At 71.0% G+C, this 13,491-nt stretch carries 14 protein-coding genes; 6 read left to right on the forward strand and 8 right to left on the reverse strand.

Features of this window, described 5'->3' with window-relative positions; genetic code table 11:
* The coding region (locus ACGFMK_RS42540; protein WP_392775554.1) for an MFS transporter at positions 1 to 561 on the forward strand (561 nt) is incomplete at its 5' end.
* Here ACGFMK_RS42540 and ACGFMK_RS42545 read toward each other — a convergent pair.
* Positions 528 to 1,577: a hypothetical protein gene (locus ACGFMK_RS42545; protein ID WP_392775556.1), complete on the reverse strand. Its 1,050-nt coding sequence runs from the start codon at positions 1,575 to 1,577 to the stop codon at positions 528 to 530. The genes ACGFMK_RS42540 and ACGFMK_RS42545 overlap by 34 nt on opposite strands.
* Before the next feature lie 166 nt (positions 1,578 to 1,743).
* Between ACGFMK_RS42545 and ACGFMK_RS42550 the strand changes: the two genes are divergently transcribed.
* Entirely contained in the window at positions 1,744 to 2,538 is a 795-nt protein-coding gene (locus ACGFMK_RS42550; RefSeq protein ID WP_392775559.1) for a DUF2470 domain-containing protein, read from the forward strand.
* On the opposite strand, the gene ACGFMK_RS42555 is transcribed toward ACGFMK_RS42550, so the two are convergent.
* A complete protein-coding gene (locus ACGFMK_RS42555; protein WP_392775561.1) occupies positions 2,539 to 3,000 on the reverse strand; it encodes a PPOX class F420-dependent oxidoreductase in 462 nt (153 codons plus the stop codon). It lies immediately after the preceding gene.
* A 22-nt stretch (positions 3,001 to 3,022) separates the two neighbouring features.
* On the opposite strand from ACGFMK_RS42555, the gene ACGFMK_RS42560 reads away from it, so the two are divergent.
* The 3 genes from ACGFMK_RS42560 to ACGFMK_RS42570 all read left to right on the forward strand — a co-directional run bounded on the left by ACGFMK_RS42560 (position 3,023) and on the right by ACGFMK_RS42570 (position 5,765).
* Entirely contained in the window at positions 3,023 to 3,835 is an 813-nt protein-coding gene (locus tag ACGFMK_RS42560; protein ID WP_392775564.1) for a CPBP family intramembrane glutamic endopeptidase, read from the forward strand.
* A gap of 40 nt (positions 3,836 to 3,875) precedes the next feature.
* Complete coding sequence (locus ACGFMK_RS42565) at positions 3,876 to 5,060, forward strand: arginine deiminase (RefSeq protein WP_392775623.1); 1,185 nt, start codon at positions 3,876 to 3,878, stop codon at positions 5,058 to 5,060.
* Positions 5,061 to 5,210: 150 nt separating this feature from the next.
* Positions 5,211 to 5,765, forward strand: a complete 555-nt coding sequence (locus ACGFMK_RS42570; RefSeq protein WP_392775567.1) for a ferritin — start codon at positions 5,211 to 5,213, stop codon at positions 5,763 to 5,765.
* Positions 5,766 to 5,856: 91 nt separating this feature from the next.
* Here ACGFMK_RS42570 and ACGFMK_RS42575 read toward each other — a convergent pair whose 3' ends face one another.
* The 4 genes from ACGFMK_RS42575 to ACGFMK_RS42590 form a co-directional block, all read right to left on the reverse strand.
* A complete protein-coding gene (locus ACGFMK_RS42575) occupies positions 5,857 to 6,681 on the reverse strand; it encodes a hypothetical protein (RefSeq protein ID WP_392775570.1) in 825 nt (274 codons plus the stop codon).
* Complete coding sequence (locus tag ACGFMK_RS42580; RefSeq protein ID WP_392775625.1) at positions 6,678 to 7,184, reverse strand: SigE family RNA polymerase sigma factor; 507 nt, start codon at positions 7,182 to 7,184, stop codon at positions 6,678 to 6,680. Before ACGFMK_RS42580 ends, ACGFMK_RS42575 begins: the two co-directional genes overlap by 4 nt.
* Positions 7,185 to 7,385: 201 nt before the next feature.
* Positions 7,386 to 7,739 (reverse strand): DUF952 domain-containing protein, encoded by a 354-nt coding sequence (locus ACGFMK_RS42585; RefSeq protein ID WP_392775573.1) that lies wholly within the window; start codon positions 7,737 to 7,739, stop codon positions 7,386 to 7,388.
* Positions 7,740 to 7,871: 132 nt separating this feature from the next.
* Positions 7,872 to 8,753 carry a DUF5926 family protein gene (locus ACGFMK_RS42590; RefSeq protein ID WP_392775575.1) on the reverse strand — a complete coding sequence of 294 codons (882 nt, stop codon included), beginning with the start codon at positions 8,751 to 8,753 and terminating at the stop codon, positions 7,872 to 7,874.
* Positions 8,754 to 8,806: 53 nt separating this feature from the next.
* Here ACGFMK_RS42590 and ACGFMK_RS42595 point away from each other — a divergent pair, with 53 nt between their 5' ends.
* Positions 8,807 to 9,973 (forward strand): cytochrome P450, encoded by a 1,167-nt coding sequence (locus ACGFMK_RS42595; RefSeq protein WP_392775578.1) that lies wholly within the window; start codon positions 8,807 to 8,809, stop codon positions 9,971 to 9,973.
* A gap of 1,254 nt (positions 9,974 to 11,227) precedes the next feature.
* Here the strand turns inward: ACGFMK_RS42595 and mca are convergent.
* Positions 11,228 to 12,073, reverse strand: a complete 846-nt coding sequence (mca, locus tag ACGFMK_RS42600) for a mycothiol conjugate amidase Mca (protein WP_392775581.1) — start codon at positions 12,071 to 12,073, stop codon at positions 11,228 to 11,230.
* Positions 12,070 to 13,431 carry a DHA2 family efflux MFS transporter permease subunit gene (locus tag ACGFMK_RS42605; protein WP_392775584.1) on the reverse strand — a complete coding sequence of 454 codons (1,362 nt, stop codon included), beginning with the start codon at positions 13,429 to 13,431 and terminating at the stop codon, positions 12,070 to 12,072. The genes mca and ACGFMK_RS42605 overlap by 4 nt, the downstream gene beginning before the upstream one ends.
* Positions 13,432 to 13,491: the final 60 nt, after the last annotated feature.

Below are 13,491 nucleotides of genomic sequence, written 5' to 3' on the forward strand. Positions count from 1 at the left end.
GTGCTCCTGTTCAACGGCCTGATCATGGGGACCGAGCCGTTGCTGGCCGTGCTCATGCTCGGCCAGCTCGGGTTCACGCCCTGGCAGTACGGGCTCGCGTTCGCCGTCCCGTGCCTCGGCGGGCTCGCCGGCTCGCGGCTGACCCCGCGGCTCGTCGCACGGTTCGGGCGGCACACCGTGCTGTGGACGTCGGGGGTGCTGCGCGCGTGCTGGCTGCTCGCACTGGCCTTTCTGCCCACCGGCGCCGGCGGGCTGGTATACGTGATGGTCGTCGAGCTCGGCCTGATCTTCTTCTGCAGCGTGTTCAACCCGGTGCTCGCCACCTACCGGCTCGAGCAGCTCCCGGCCGACCGCATCGCGCGGACGCTGTCGGCGTGGTCGGTCAGCACCAAGGCGAGCATCGCGGCGCTCACCGCGGCCTGGGGGCTGCTGGCCGGGCTGACGGGCCCGCGCGTCGCGATCGGGATCGCCGGGGTGCTGGTGCTCGTGACGCCGTTCCTGCTCCCGCGCCACGACCGCACGCCCGCTCAGCCGAGCCGGACCGTCCCCAGCACGGGGTAGCCGGGGACGCCCGTCGCGGACCGGCCCGGGCGCGGGACGCCGGCGATCCACAGGCGTCCCGTCGCCGCGACGTTCGCGGCCGTCGACGGATCGGCGTCGTGGATGCGGAACGGGACGACCCGGCCGTCGGCGAGCATCGTCAGGCCGCTCACCCGGGCGGAGCCGTGCGGGCTCACCCGCACCGGCCCGTCCGGCACCGCGCGCAGCTCGGTCCAGTGGTCCGCCGGTTGCGGCCCGAGGTAGGCGACCGAGCGCAGCGCGACGCCGATCGCGGCCGCCAGCGCGAGAACCGCGAGCCCGGTGAACACCAGGACGACGAACCCGGTCGCGCCGTCGTCCGCCGGGAAGTCGAGCCGCACCCAGGTCGCGAACCCGGCCAGGGCCAGCAGAAACGCGGCGGCTTCCCAGGTCTCACGGGCGCGGCGCCGTCGGTGCGCGGCGAGGACGGGGTCGAGCCGCGGCGACGCGGACCAGGCCGTCTGCGGCACGGCGACGGCGTGCGCGGGCGGCGTGTCGTGGATCCGGGCGCGGCGGACCCGCACGACACCGGGGAAGCCTACGAACACCTTCGGCCCCGAGCCCAGCAGCCACACCCGGCGGTCACCGGCCAGCAGCAGCCGGAACGCCTCGTCCAGCCGGACCCGCAGCCACCGGCCGTCCGCCAGTCGCACGCCGACGGTCCGGCCGCTGGCGACCAGCCCGTCCGCGGCGATGTCCACCCGCCGGAACCGCTCGCGCTTGAGCCGTTTCTCGGGCACGCCGACCCGGCCGCGGTGGAGCCAGAACACCTGGAAGAAGCCGAACAGCACGATGAGGAACACCGGGATGGCGATGCCCGTGCCGGTGAAGAACTGGGAGAAGCCGAGGAGCACGAACGGCCAGCCCGCGAGCCGCTGGTTCGTGATGGTCCGGCCGATGCGGTCGAGGTACTCGCCGAAGATCGGCAGCGCGCCGGACGGCATGGCGGGGTCGAACTCGAACGCGCGCACGCGCTCGTGAGCCGGGACGATCTGCACGTGGAGCCCCCACCGTGTCGACACTGGTCACCGACCCTTTCGGTGAACCGGTCATCGGCGTTACCGGATGCTCCGTTCGGCGGAACGTGCCGTGACGGACTACGTGAACCAGCGACTACCCAGACCGGCGGATTCAGGTTAGGCTCACCTAAGTAGGAGGTGAGCCGTGACCGAAGCACCGACATCCATCCGCCGTCCGCCGGCCCCGAACCCCGCCGAGCGCGCGAAGACGATCGCGACCCGCGCCGGCCCGGCGTCGGTGATGCCCACCTGCGAACGCGCGGGGTGCGAGTCCGAGCGCGTCGTCCCGGTCCTGCACCACGTGCACCACAGCGGCAGTGTGAGCCTGCTGCTGCCCGACGAGCACCCGATGGTCCGCGCGAGCAAGCAGACCGAGCGCGGCGAGCTGGCCGTGATGGTGGAACTCGCCGACCAGGCGCCGGTCGACCTGCGCGAGCCGATCCGCGGCCTGCTCTGGATCACCGGCTGGCTGCGGCCGCTCTCGCCGGTCTCCGCCCGCGCGCGGGCGGTGGCGATCGCCGAATCCCGGCCGGACGAGCGGCTCCTCGACGTCGGCCACGGCCTGACGCTGCTGCGGCTCACCCCGGCGTCACTCGTGCTCGCCGACGCCGAAGGCACACACTCGCTGCGCCCGCACATGTTCAGCGCCGCGGCGCCGGACCCGTTCCACGACTACGAGGCCCAGTGGCTGCGGCACCTCGAGAGCGACCACTCCGACGTCGTCGAGCAACTGGCCAAGCACCTGCCCGCGGACCTGCGCGGCGGCCGGATCCGCCCGCTCGGGCTGGACCGGTTCGGGCTGCGGCTGCGCGTCGAGTCCGACGTCGGCGACCACGACGTGCGGCTGGCGTTCTCGAAGTCGGTGGACAGCCCGCCGCAGCTCGCGATGGAGCTGCGGCGGCTGGTCGGCTGTCCGTTCCTGCGGGGCGCGTCAGACTAGTCAGGCAAGTTCGGCGGGGAAGCCGCCCTTGGCGAGCGGACCCCAGCTCTCGATGGTCACGCGGATGATGCTCTTGCCCTGCTTGACCATGGCTTCGCGGTATTCGTCCCAGTCCGGGTGTTCGCCGGAAATGCTGCGGAAGTAGTCCACGAGCGGCTCGACCGAATCCGGGATGTCCAGCACCTCGGCGGTGCCGTTGAGCTGGACCCACCGGTCGTTCCACTCGTCGGACAGGATGCAGGCCGACACCTGCGGGTTGCGCTTGATGTTCACGATCTTCGCGCGCTTCGGGTAGGTCGAGATGACCAGCCGGCCTTCGGCGTCGACCCCGCAGGTGACGGGCGAGAGCTGCGGGCCGCCGTCGGCCTTCGTGGTCAGCAGGATCGCACGGTGGCGGGTGGACAGGAACTCGATGAGCTCGGCACGGTCGACGGTCTCGTTGGTGGCGATAGTCCTGGGCATACGTCGAAGGTAGCGTGCGCTCATGACCTTCACCGCGCGATCGTGGCTGGCCCCGGCCCGCCCGGACTTCCCGGACGCGATCGAGGACCCGCGCGAGCGCAAGGCGATCAAGATCGAGCTGCTGATCGTCTTCGGGATCACGCTCGGCCTGTCCGGCGTGCGCAGCCTGCTGTCCCTTGTGGACTCGCTGCTGCAGCCGGCGCCGCTGTCGCAGCAGCAGGTGCAGCTCAACGTGCCCCAGGCCGCGGCGAGCCTGATCGACCTGCTCAAGCAGCTGCTGTCGGCCGCGCAGCTGGTCGGCTGGGGCGCGCTCGGGCTGTACCTGCTGTGGCGCGCGGGCGTGAAGATCACCCAGGTGGGGCTGGACCGCCGGTCGCCCGGCCGCGACGCGCTGCTGACCGTCGCGCTCGCCGCCGTCATCGGGATTCCCGGGCTGGCGCTGTACTTCATCTCCTACCACCTGGGCTTCAGCCTGGCGGTGCAACCGTCCACTTTGAACGACACGTGGTGGCGGCCGGTTTCGCTGACGCTCTCGGCGTTCGGCAACGCCTTCGCCGAAGAGGTGCTGGTGATCGGGTACCTGCTGACCCGGCTGCGGCAGCTCGGTGTCCGCGAGAACAACGCCCTGGTCGGCGCCGCCGTGCTGCGCGGGTCGTACCACCTGTACCAGGGCTTCGGCGGGTTCGTCGGGAACCTGGTCATGGGCCTGGTGTTCGGTCGGCTGTGGCAGAAGACCAACCGGCTGTGGCCGCTGGTGGCCGCGCACACGCTGTTCGACTTTGTGTCCTTCGTCGGGTATGCCCTGCTGAAGGGTCACCTTTCCTGGCTGCCTTGACTAGGCTCGGGTGGTGATCGACGAAACGACACCTCCCCGGGTGGACAGCGAAGTCGGACCCCTGCGCGCGGTGCTGCTGCACCGGCCCGGCAACGAGCTCAAAAGGCTGACGCCCCGCAACAACGACCAGCTCCTGTTCGACTCCATCCCCTGGGTCGACCGGGCCCAGGCCGAGCACGACGCGTTCGCCGACGTGCTGCGCGGCCGCGGCGTCGAAGTCCTGCTGCTGGCCGACGCGCTGCGCACGGCGCTCGAAGACGTCCGGGCGCACGCGGCCGGCGTGCACGCCGCGGTCGACGACCGGCGCCTCGGTGGCGACCTGGCCGACTCGCTGCGGTCGCACCTTTCCGGCGTCGACGCGGCCGGCCTCGCCGAGGTGCTGATGGCCGGGATGACGTTCGAGGAACTGCCCTCGGCCGAAGGCGCGTCCCTGGTGCGGATGATGAACCACCCGCACGACTTCGCCGTCGACCCGTTGCCCAACCTGCTGTTCACGCGCGACTCGTCGGCGTGGATCGCCGACCGGGTGGCGATTTCGTCGCTGACCATGCCCGCGCGGCGCCGCGAAACGGCCGTGCTGGACCTGATCTACGCGTACCACCCGTACTTCCGGCACGCGGCCCGCGCGTACGGCGCCCATTCGGCGCCGATCGAAGGCGGCGACGTGATGCTGCTGGCGCCGGGGGTGCTCGCCATCGGCGTCGGCGAGCGGACGACGGCCGCCGGTGCCGAGTCGCTGGCCCGTTCGGTGTTCGCCGACGGCATCGCGCACACGGTGCTGGCGGTGCCGATCGAGCAGTCCCGCGCGACCATGCACCTCGACACCGTGTGCACGATGGTCGACGCCGACGCGGTGGTGATGTACCCGCTGGCCCGCGACTCGCTGACGGCGTTCACCCTGCGCCCGACCGGCGACGGCGGCGTGAAGGTGGCCGGCCCGGCGCCGTTCCTGATCGCCGCGGCCGAGGCGATGGAGATCGACCGGCTGCGCGTCATCGACACCGGCCTGGACCCGGTCACCGCCGAACGCGAGCAGTGGGACGACGGCAACAACACGCTCGCGCTGGCGCCCGGCGTGGTCGTCGGCTACGAGCGGAACGTCGAGACGAACGAGCGTCTCGAGGCGGCGGGCATCGAGGTGCTGCCGATCACCGGGTCCGAGCTGGGCTCCGGCCGGGGCGGGCCGCGCTGCATGTCCTGCCCGGTGCGCCGCGATCCCCTGTGAATTCAAGTAAGCCTTCCCTAAATGGCATAAGAGGTTTAGGGAAGGCTTACCAAAATTAGGTTCGTCTTTCTTTAGGAATGGTAACCTAATAGGGGGTAGATCACCACCCTGAAGTGGCATTGATTCGCATTCTGAAGTACCGTTAGATGCATGGCCCTCCTCAACAAAAAAGAACCGCGCTCCAAGTTCTACGAGCTGCTGCAGGCGCAGATCCACAACGAGTTCAACGCGTCCCAGCAATACATCGCGCTCGCGGTGTGGTTCGACGCCGAGGACCTCCCGCAGCTGGCGAAGCACTTCTACAAGCAGTCGGTCGAAGAGCGCAACCACGCGATGGCGCTGGTGCAGTTCATGCTCGACCGCGACCACCACGTCGAAATCCCCGGTACCGGGGAGGTGCGCAACGAATTCTCCGGCGTCACCGAGCTCATCGAGCTCGCGCTCGAGCAGGAGAAGGAGGTCGCCACCGACATCTCCGCGATGGCCAAGGCGGCCCGCGCCGAAGAGGACTACATCAGCGAGCAGTTCACGCAGTGGTTCCTCAAGGAGCAGGTCGAAGAGATCTCGCAGATGAACACGCTGCTGACGATCGTCAAGCGCGCGAACGGCAACCTGTTCGAGGTCGAGGCGCACCTGCACCGCGAGTCCGTCGGCGACGCCGGCGTGGACTCGCAGATGCCGCCGGTGGCCGGCGGAGCGCTCTAGAGCTCCCCACCACGCTGCGCCCAGCGCAAGTAGCCGGAAAACCCGGGCTCTCCCCCTGTGGACAGCCCGGGTTTTCCGCGTGCGGCGCCGGTCAGCCGGCGCAGTCCTGGTTGAGGCTCATCAGGCTGGTCTGCACGACCCCGGTGTCATCGAGCCGGAAGTGGTACTCCGAGGTGCTGAGCGCCGGGGCGACGATGCCGCCCGGCTCGTTCTTGGCCTCGGGGTAGGCGGCGAGAACCTGGTCTTTCGTGGATCCGGCGCCGACACCTTCGCTGGTGTGGGCCGTCTGCGCCGGCGTGACGACGGTGAGCCCGACGGCCTTCGAGATGACCACGGTCGCCGCCGAGGGGACTCCGCTGCCTTGCACCGTGTAGGTGGTGCAGCTCCCGCCGACCTGGGCGTCGCTGAGCGTCACGCCCTGGGCGGTCAGCTGAGCCTCGGACATGCCGAGCTTGATGTTGCCGAAGCCGTCCGACGCGAGCAGCGGCCCGGTCGAGACCGGCGCGAGCTTCGACGGCGGCTGGGCCGACGGCGGCCGCACGGTCCGCGGAGGCGCGGTGGCCGGCGGCGAGGAGGCTTCGATGTCGTTCGTGCTGGTCGGCGCGGCGACCGACGGCTGGGGCGGCCGGCCGGGCGTGAGGTTCTCGGGAGGCTTGACGCTGATCGAGGACCCGCCGGCGGATATCACCGCGGTGCCCTCCTCGGTGTGGAGGCGCACCATGGTGAGGCCGCCGGCGACGACCACCACGGCCGCCGCGACCCCGGTGGCGGTCAAAACGCCCTGACGGCGCCGACGACGTCGACGTGCGCCCGCGACGATGACCGTGCCGGCGTCGGGTGGCGGAGGCAAGTCGAGCCGCTCATCGGCGAACAGGGCACGCAGGCGCTGCTCCAGTTCGTCCTCGGAGATGTTCAACCTGCTTCACTCCCTTCGCCGTCGGTCGCCTTCAGCTTCATCCGCAGCGACGCGATCGCCTTGCTTGCCTGGCTCTTGACGGTGCCCTGCGTGACGCCGAGGGCACTCGCGATCTCCGCTTCCGAGAGACCTTCGTAGTAACGCAGCACCATCACCGCGCGTTGCCGCGGCGGCAGCGTTCGTAGCGCGCGCCACAGTGGCTCGTGCTCGAACGGGTCGTCCGGCACGTGCGGACTGGTGTCCGGCAGATCGGCCACCAGGTTTTCCCGGCGGGTCCGACGCCAGCGGCTGACGTGCGCGTTCGCCATCGAACGGCGGACGTAGGCCAGCGGATCGCCGGTCTTGTCGTGCACGTAGCTCCAGCGTGAACCCATCTTCTCGAGCACGGTCTGGACCAGGTCCGCCGCGTCGTGCGGATTGCCGGTGAGCGCGTGGCCGTACCGCAGCAATCCCGGCAGAGTGGCCTGCACGAAGTCACCGAAGTCGGCGAACTCACCCGGCAACGTCGCGGCCCTCCCTCGGCCTGCGCTGGTCACCCAGGTATCTCCCCCGGTGAAGACGGGTGCCGCAGCGGTCACCGTATCGCCTCCCATCGGGGTCGGGTAGCCAGAAGCCGAGTCACCTTCCTCCCCAACACGCATCACAACCCCCTCAGGTTGCCCGCGTCCCCGCACGAATTCGGAGACGCTGTGATGCGCTCCGCGTCAGCGGAGCGCGAGCGACTCCGGCAGCCGGAAGCCGCCGTCCGCCTGCACGGTGAACTCGTGGACATCAACGACGGCGTCACGCGCGATCGGCCCGTAGACGTGCGGGAACCAGATCCCGGCCGGGTGCGGCGGCTCGCCGTCCTCCCAGCGGACCGGGACCCCGAGCTTCGCCGGGTCGATCTCGAGCAGCACCAGATCGGTGCGGCCTTGGTAGAGCGCATTGGCCGGCAGGTGCGCCGTGCCGAAGTCGGAACAGTGGATGAACCCGACGTCCTCCAGCGACGGCGCCCGGTACTCGCCGCCTTCGCCCACTTCGGCCCACTCGGCCGCCCCGCAGATGTGGAGTATCACGGGGTGAATGGTCCCACCGGCGCGATCCGGCGGCGGTGTCTCGTGCGCCACATAGTGCCTGGTTGAACGCTCATCCAGCACGACGAAGGGGCCGTCCCTCGCGGAACGGCCCCTTCGTCGTGCTGGCTCGGATCAGCGCAGGGTGAGCTGACGGCCGATCAGGCCGTCACGCGCCCGCCGCTCGGCGGCGTTCAGCGGCTCGGCGTCGAGGGACTTGAGGGCGGTCTCGAGACGGACGCCGAGGGCGTCCTTCGCGTCCGCCCACTCGCGGGCGTGGGCCTCGGTGTCGAGGTCCCACACCGGGACGAGCAGGCCGTGGGCCCGGAACGAGCCCGCGTAGCGCGAGCCCTCACCGAGGCCGAGCTCACCGGCCGCGGACAGCCGCGCCAGGGCCTGGAGCAGCAGGTTCTCCGGCTCCGGACGCACCCAGCGCAGGTGCGCCTTGTCGCCGGCGAGCACCCAGTAGGCGCCCGAGCCGAGCCGCTCGGTCGGCATGATCGCGGCGTTGGCGCGCTCGAGGGACACCGCGACGTCACCGGTGGCGTCCGCGTCCTCGGGCAGCCACCAGGCGAAGTCGGTGTGCAGCGTGACGTCGAGGTCGGCACCGGGGGTCAGCAGGTCCTGCAGCCGGGCTTTCTCGTCGGCCGACGGCGGGGTGGTCGTGTCCGGCACGCCGAGAACGTCACCCTCCTTGGCGTCCAGCAGCCACTTCAGCGAGCGGCCGAGGTCGCGGCTGATGTCGGAGGACCGGGTCTGCACCTGCAGGCCGAGGTAACGCTCGCCGTCGGAGCGGACGAACGCGGCCGCGGCCATCGGCAGCACGGTGCCAAGGGTGACGTCACCGCCGTCGGCGAGGGTGAGCTTCGCCGTCGCGGACGGGACGAACTCACGCAGCGCGATCAGCTCGGGCTCCGCGGCCAGCCCTTCGAACGGCTGGCCGACGAAGACGTCGCGCACCTTCGGCTTGCGGTCCGACGCCTGCTTGGGACCCTTCTTGCGCGCGCCCTTGCCCACTGCTGCCTCCTCTGGCTCGGCTTGGAACGCTATCGAAGGGTTAGTCTCGCGACGTGTTCGACCCCCGCGATCCTGAGTTTCTCGAAGACCCCTACCCGGCCTTCGCGGCCCTCCGTTCCCAAGGCGACGTCCATTTCCACGACGGGCTCGGCCTGGCTTTGACGGTGTCCCACGCCGCGTCGTCGGCCGTGCTGCGCCACCGCGGGCTCGGCCGGATCTGGCAGGACGCCCAGCCGCTCGAACGGTTCGCCTCGTTCAACCTGCTGCACCGCAACTCCCTGCTGGAGAACGAGCCGCCGGCCCACACCCGGCTCCGGCGCCTGATCGCGGGCGCGTTCGGCCGCGGCCACGTCCAGCGCCTGCGGCCGATGGTCGCGAAGCTCGCCGCCCGCATGGTCGACGACCTGGCCGCGGTGATCGCCACCGACGGCAGCGCGGACCTGCTGGAGCACCTGGCCCAGCCGCTGCCGGTCGCGGTGATCGCCGAACTGCTCGGCGTCCCGGGCACCGACGGGCCGCGGATGGTGCAGCAGTCCAACGCGATCGTGAAGATGTACGAGTACGGCCTCCCCGAGGCAGAGCGCGACGCCGCCGAGCAAGCCGCCGAGGAGTTCGTCTCGTACGTCCGGTCGGTGGCTGAAACCCGGGCCGGCTCTCCTGGCGACGACATCATCAGCGACCTCCTCCGCAGCGAGCTGACCCCCGACGAACTGGTCGCCACGGCGGTGTTGCTCCTGATGGCCGGCCACGAAGCGACGGTCAACGTGCTCGGCAACGGCATCACGGCCCTCCTCACCCACCGCGACCAGTGGGACCGGCTGCTGGCCACGCCGTCGCTGCTCGATGCGTGCGTGGAGGAACTGATCCGGTTCGACGCGCCCTTGCAGCTGTTCGAGCGGACGGCGACCGAAGACGTGACGATCTCCGGCTTTGCGGTGGCGCGCGGCCAGAAGATCGGCGCGTTGCTGGGAGCCGCGGCTCGGGACCCGAAGGTGTTCGAGCACCCGGACCGACTCGACATCGGCCGGACGCCCAACGCGCACCTCGGGTTCGGCATGGGGATTCACTACTGCGTGGGTGCTCCTCTCGCTCGGGTGGAGATCGCCGCGGCGTTGACCGCGTTGGCGGAGAAGGTGCCGGGGCTGCGCCTGGTGGAGAAACCGCCGCGGCGACCGGAGTTCGTGATCCGGGGGCTGCGGGAACTGCGGGTCACGGCCTGAGCTGAGCCTCACGGCTGGGCTCGCTGTGCTGGTCGGGTCCGCGGGTTGCCGCGGCTCGCGCCGGACGAACGGCGGGTTGGTGGAGACACCGGGGCGGTTGCGGGCAACCAGGTGTTGCGGCCTCGGTTGCGGTTGCGGGCGACCAGGTAGCACGAGGTTCGATCGCTTGCCCGGCTTGGCAAAGAAGCTGCACCTTTCGCGGAAGGGGCAGTTGCGGCTGGCGCCGCGATCGCGGCGCCCGGTTCTGGGCAAGCATCCGACTGGCCGGTGGAGGCACACCGCCGCGAACGGATCCGCAAGTTACCGCCAGCCGCGGCCGGAGCATTAGTCACGGCGCCCGGTCCCAGGCAAGCGGCCAGCTGGCCGGTGGAGGCACACTGCCGCGAGCGGATCCGCCAGTTACCGACGTCGCGGCAGGAGGCGCGCGATCGCGGCGCCCAGTTCTGGGCAAGCGGCCGGCTGGCCGGTGGAAGCACGCCGCCGCGAGCGGATCCATGAGTTGCAGTCAGCCGCGGCCGGAGCAGTGGTCGCGACGCCCGGTCCCAGGCAAGCGACCGGCTGAGCCGGTGGAAGCACACCGCCGCGAGCGAATCCACGAGTTACCGCCAGCCGCAGCCGGAGCAGTAGTCGCGACGCCCGGTTCTGGGCAAGCGGCCGACTGGCCGGTGGAGGCACGCCACCGCGGGCGGCTCCGCAAGTTACCGCCAGCCGCGGCCGGAGGCGCGATCGCGGCGCCCGGTTCTGGGCAAGCGGCCGACTGGGCCGGTGGAAGCACACCATCGCGAGCGGATCCACGAGTTACCGCCAGCCGCGGCCGGAGCTGTGGTCGCGGCGGGCGGATCCGCGAGTTACCGTCCGCCGCGGCCGGAGGCGCGCGATCGCGGCGCCCGGTTCCGGGCAAGCGGCCAGCTGGACCCGGTGGAGGCACGCCGCCGCGAGCGGATCCACGAGTTGCCGCCAGCCGCGGCCGGAGCAGTGGTCGCGGCGCTCGGTTCAGGGCAAGCGGCCGGCTGGCCGGTGGAGGCACACCGCCGCGAGCGAATCCTCCAGCTGCCGCCAGCCGCGGCCGGAGCTGTGGTCGCGGCGGGCGGATACGCGAATCGTGGCCTTAGCCGGGGCGCCTTGGTGGCTGGAGATGCCGGCGCGCGATCCGGGAGTGCTGGCTTGGCGGACCGGGGCGTTCTTCCCGTGGTCGAGACCGGCTCGGCTGCGAACTGAATCCGGGCGCCGTGGGCTGAGGTGCGTTGGGGGCGCTCATGGGGTCAGTCCGGCGAAGAGGTCCGTTTCCAGGTCGGGACCGGGGGCTGGGTGGGCTCGGTGGTAGTCCTCGAAGGGCCAGGCCTCTCGTTCTATCTCGCGGGAGTGGGTGAAGAAGGGGTGGGCCGGGTCCACCTGGGTGGTGTGGGCCAAGAGCGCGCGGTCTCGGGTTGCGAAGTGGTTTTCGCAGCGGATTTTGGTGGTGATCGGGAGCTTGTCTTCGGGTGGTAGTTCTTCCAGGACCGGGCCCATGGCCGATTCGAGGCCGGCTGCGAGCGTGGCCTTGTGTATGGCTTCGAACCACGCTCGGCTCAGGGTTGCTTGGTAGTACAGCTTTTGGGGCTGCCATGGGTCCCCTGTGCCTGGGTAGCGGGTGGGGTCGGCGGCTGCGGTGAATGCCTCGCTTGTCACCTCGTGGGTGCGGATGTGGTCCGGGTGCGGGTAGCCGCCGGTTTCGTCGTACGTGATCACCACGTGCGGGCGGAACTCGCGGATCAGAGCGACCAGTGGGGTTGCCGCCTCGTCGAGCGAGAGGGCCGCGAACGAGCCTTCGGGTGGTGGCTCGCCTTCGGCCGGGAGGCCGGAGTCCGTGTGGCCGAGGAACTGCTGGCGGACACCCAGGATCTCGGCCGCCGCGGCCATCTCGCGGCGGCGGATGGCCGGGAGGTCGGCCCAGATCTCCGGGCGGTCGAAGGCCGGGTTGAGGACGTCACCGCGTTCGCCGCCGGTGCAGGTGGCTACCAGGACGTCGACGCCTTCGGCGGCGTAGCGGGCGAGGGTTGCCGCGCCCTTGCTGGACTCGTCGTCGGGGTGGGCGTGGACGCTCAGGAGGCGGAAGGTCACGCGATGCTCCTCTTCGGACTCGAGGACTTCGGGAAGAACGCTGCGGGGATGAGGGTCAAGGCCGACAACGCCAAGGCCCACGTGAAGGTGGTGCCGAACGCCGTGGGAGCGGCGGTTCCGGCCAGTTCGTTGTGGAGGATCGCCGCCAGGAGCGCGGTGCCCAGGGAACCGCCGATGCGGTTGACCACGTTGAACGCGCTCGCCGCCCGGGGGATGCGGGATCGCTCCAGGGAGCCGTAGAGCGTGGTCATACCCGGGGTTGTCGCCGCGCCCAGGCCCGCGCCGCGGATCAGGAGGGAGACGGTCAGCAAGACGCCGTCGGGCGACGAGCCCAGCTGCGTGAACGCGATCGTGCCCAGCAGGGACAACATGATCCCGGCCAGCATCATCGTGCGAGGACCGAAGCGCGCCAGGAGACGGCCGCCCGCCAGCAGCACCGCTGCCGAGCCCACCGCTTGTGGCGCCAGCAGCAGGCCCGCCTGCCACGCGCTCGCGTGCTCCACCTGCTGGTAGTACAGCGGGAGCAGCAACATCGAGCTGTACAGCGACGCGCCCAGCAGGAACGTGCTCGCACTCGCGACCGCGAAACCCTTGTCCCGGAACAACTTCAGGTCCAGCACCGCCGACCGGGCGCGGGCCGCGTGGACGCCGTACGCGAGCAGCAGCGCCGCTCCGGCGACCGTGGCCACGATGACGCCTTCGGCCAAGCCGTACACGAAAGCGCCCAGGCCCGGGGAAAGCAGGGCGATCCCCCGGACGTCGAGGGGTTCTCGCACGCCGCCCGGTTCCGGGGCCGGGAGCAGGCGGCGGGCGCACACGAACGTCGCGACGCCCAGCGGGACGATGCCGAAGAACATCCAGCGCCAGCCGAAGCCGGCGACGAGGGCGCCGCCGAGCATCGGGCCGAGGGCCGGGGCGACCGTGGCCGGCAGCGTGATCACGCCGATCATGCGGCCGAGCGCCGGGCCCGCTTCCTGCGCGAACACCGCCTGGCCGACCGGCTGCATCAGACCGCCGCCCAGGCCGTGGAGCACCCGGAAGGCGATCAGCGCGGGTGCCGACCACGCGAAGCCGCACAGCAGCGTGCCCGCTGTGAAGAGCGCGACCGCCGTCAGCCAGACCGCGCGGCCGCCGAACCGGTCGGTCAGCCAGCCCGACAGCGGAATCGCCGCCGAGGCCGCGAGCAGGTACGCGCTGGCGACCCACTGCACGGTCGTCAACGGGCTGCCGAGGTCACGGGCGATCGAGTCGATCCCGACGGTCACGATCGTCGCGTCGAGGATCGACAGCACCGCGCCCATGATCAGCACGCCGCCGAGCCGCCACAGCGCCTTCTCCGGCCGGACTGCCGTTGTCATGCCCACCCCCGCTCGTTAGGTCCGACCTCAGATTAGGTCGGACACACTCACTGGGTCAAG

The organism is Amycolatopsis sp. NPDC049252 (assembly GCF_043197175.1).
Lineage (GTDB): Bacteria > Actinomycetota > Actinomycetes > Mycobacteriales > Pseudonocardiaceae > Amycolatopsis.

What these genes read in the sequence shown, in the direction of transcription:
- ACGFMK_RS42555 (WP_392775561.1), bottom strand. Translation starts at nt 3,000, where the DNA reads ATGCCCAGGACTATCGCCACCAACGAGACCGTCGACCGTGCCGAGCTC.
- ACGFMK_RS42560 (WP_392775564.1), top strand. Translation starts at nt 3,023, where the DNA reads ATGACCTTCACCGCGCGATCGTGGCTGGCCCCGGCCCGCCCGGACTTC.
- ACGFMK_RS42570 (WP_392775567.1), top strand. Translation starts at nt 5,211, where the DNA reads ATGGCCCTCCTCAACAAAAAAGAACCGCGCTCCAAGTTCTACGAGCTG.
- ACGFMK_RS42605 (WP_392775584.1), bottom strand. Translation starts at nt 13,431, where the DNA reads ATGACAACGGCAGTCCGGCCGGAGAAGGCGCTGTGGCGGCTCGGCGGC.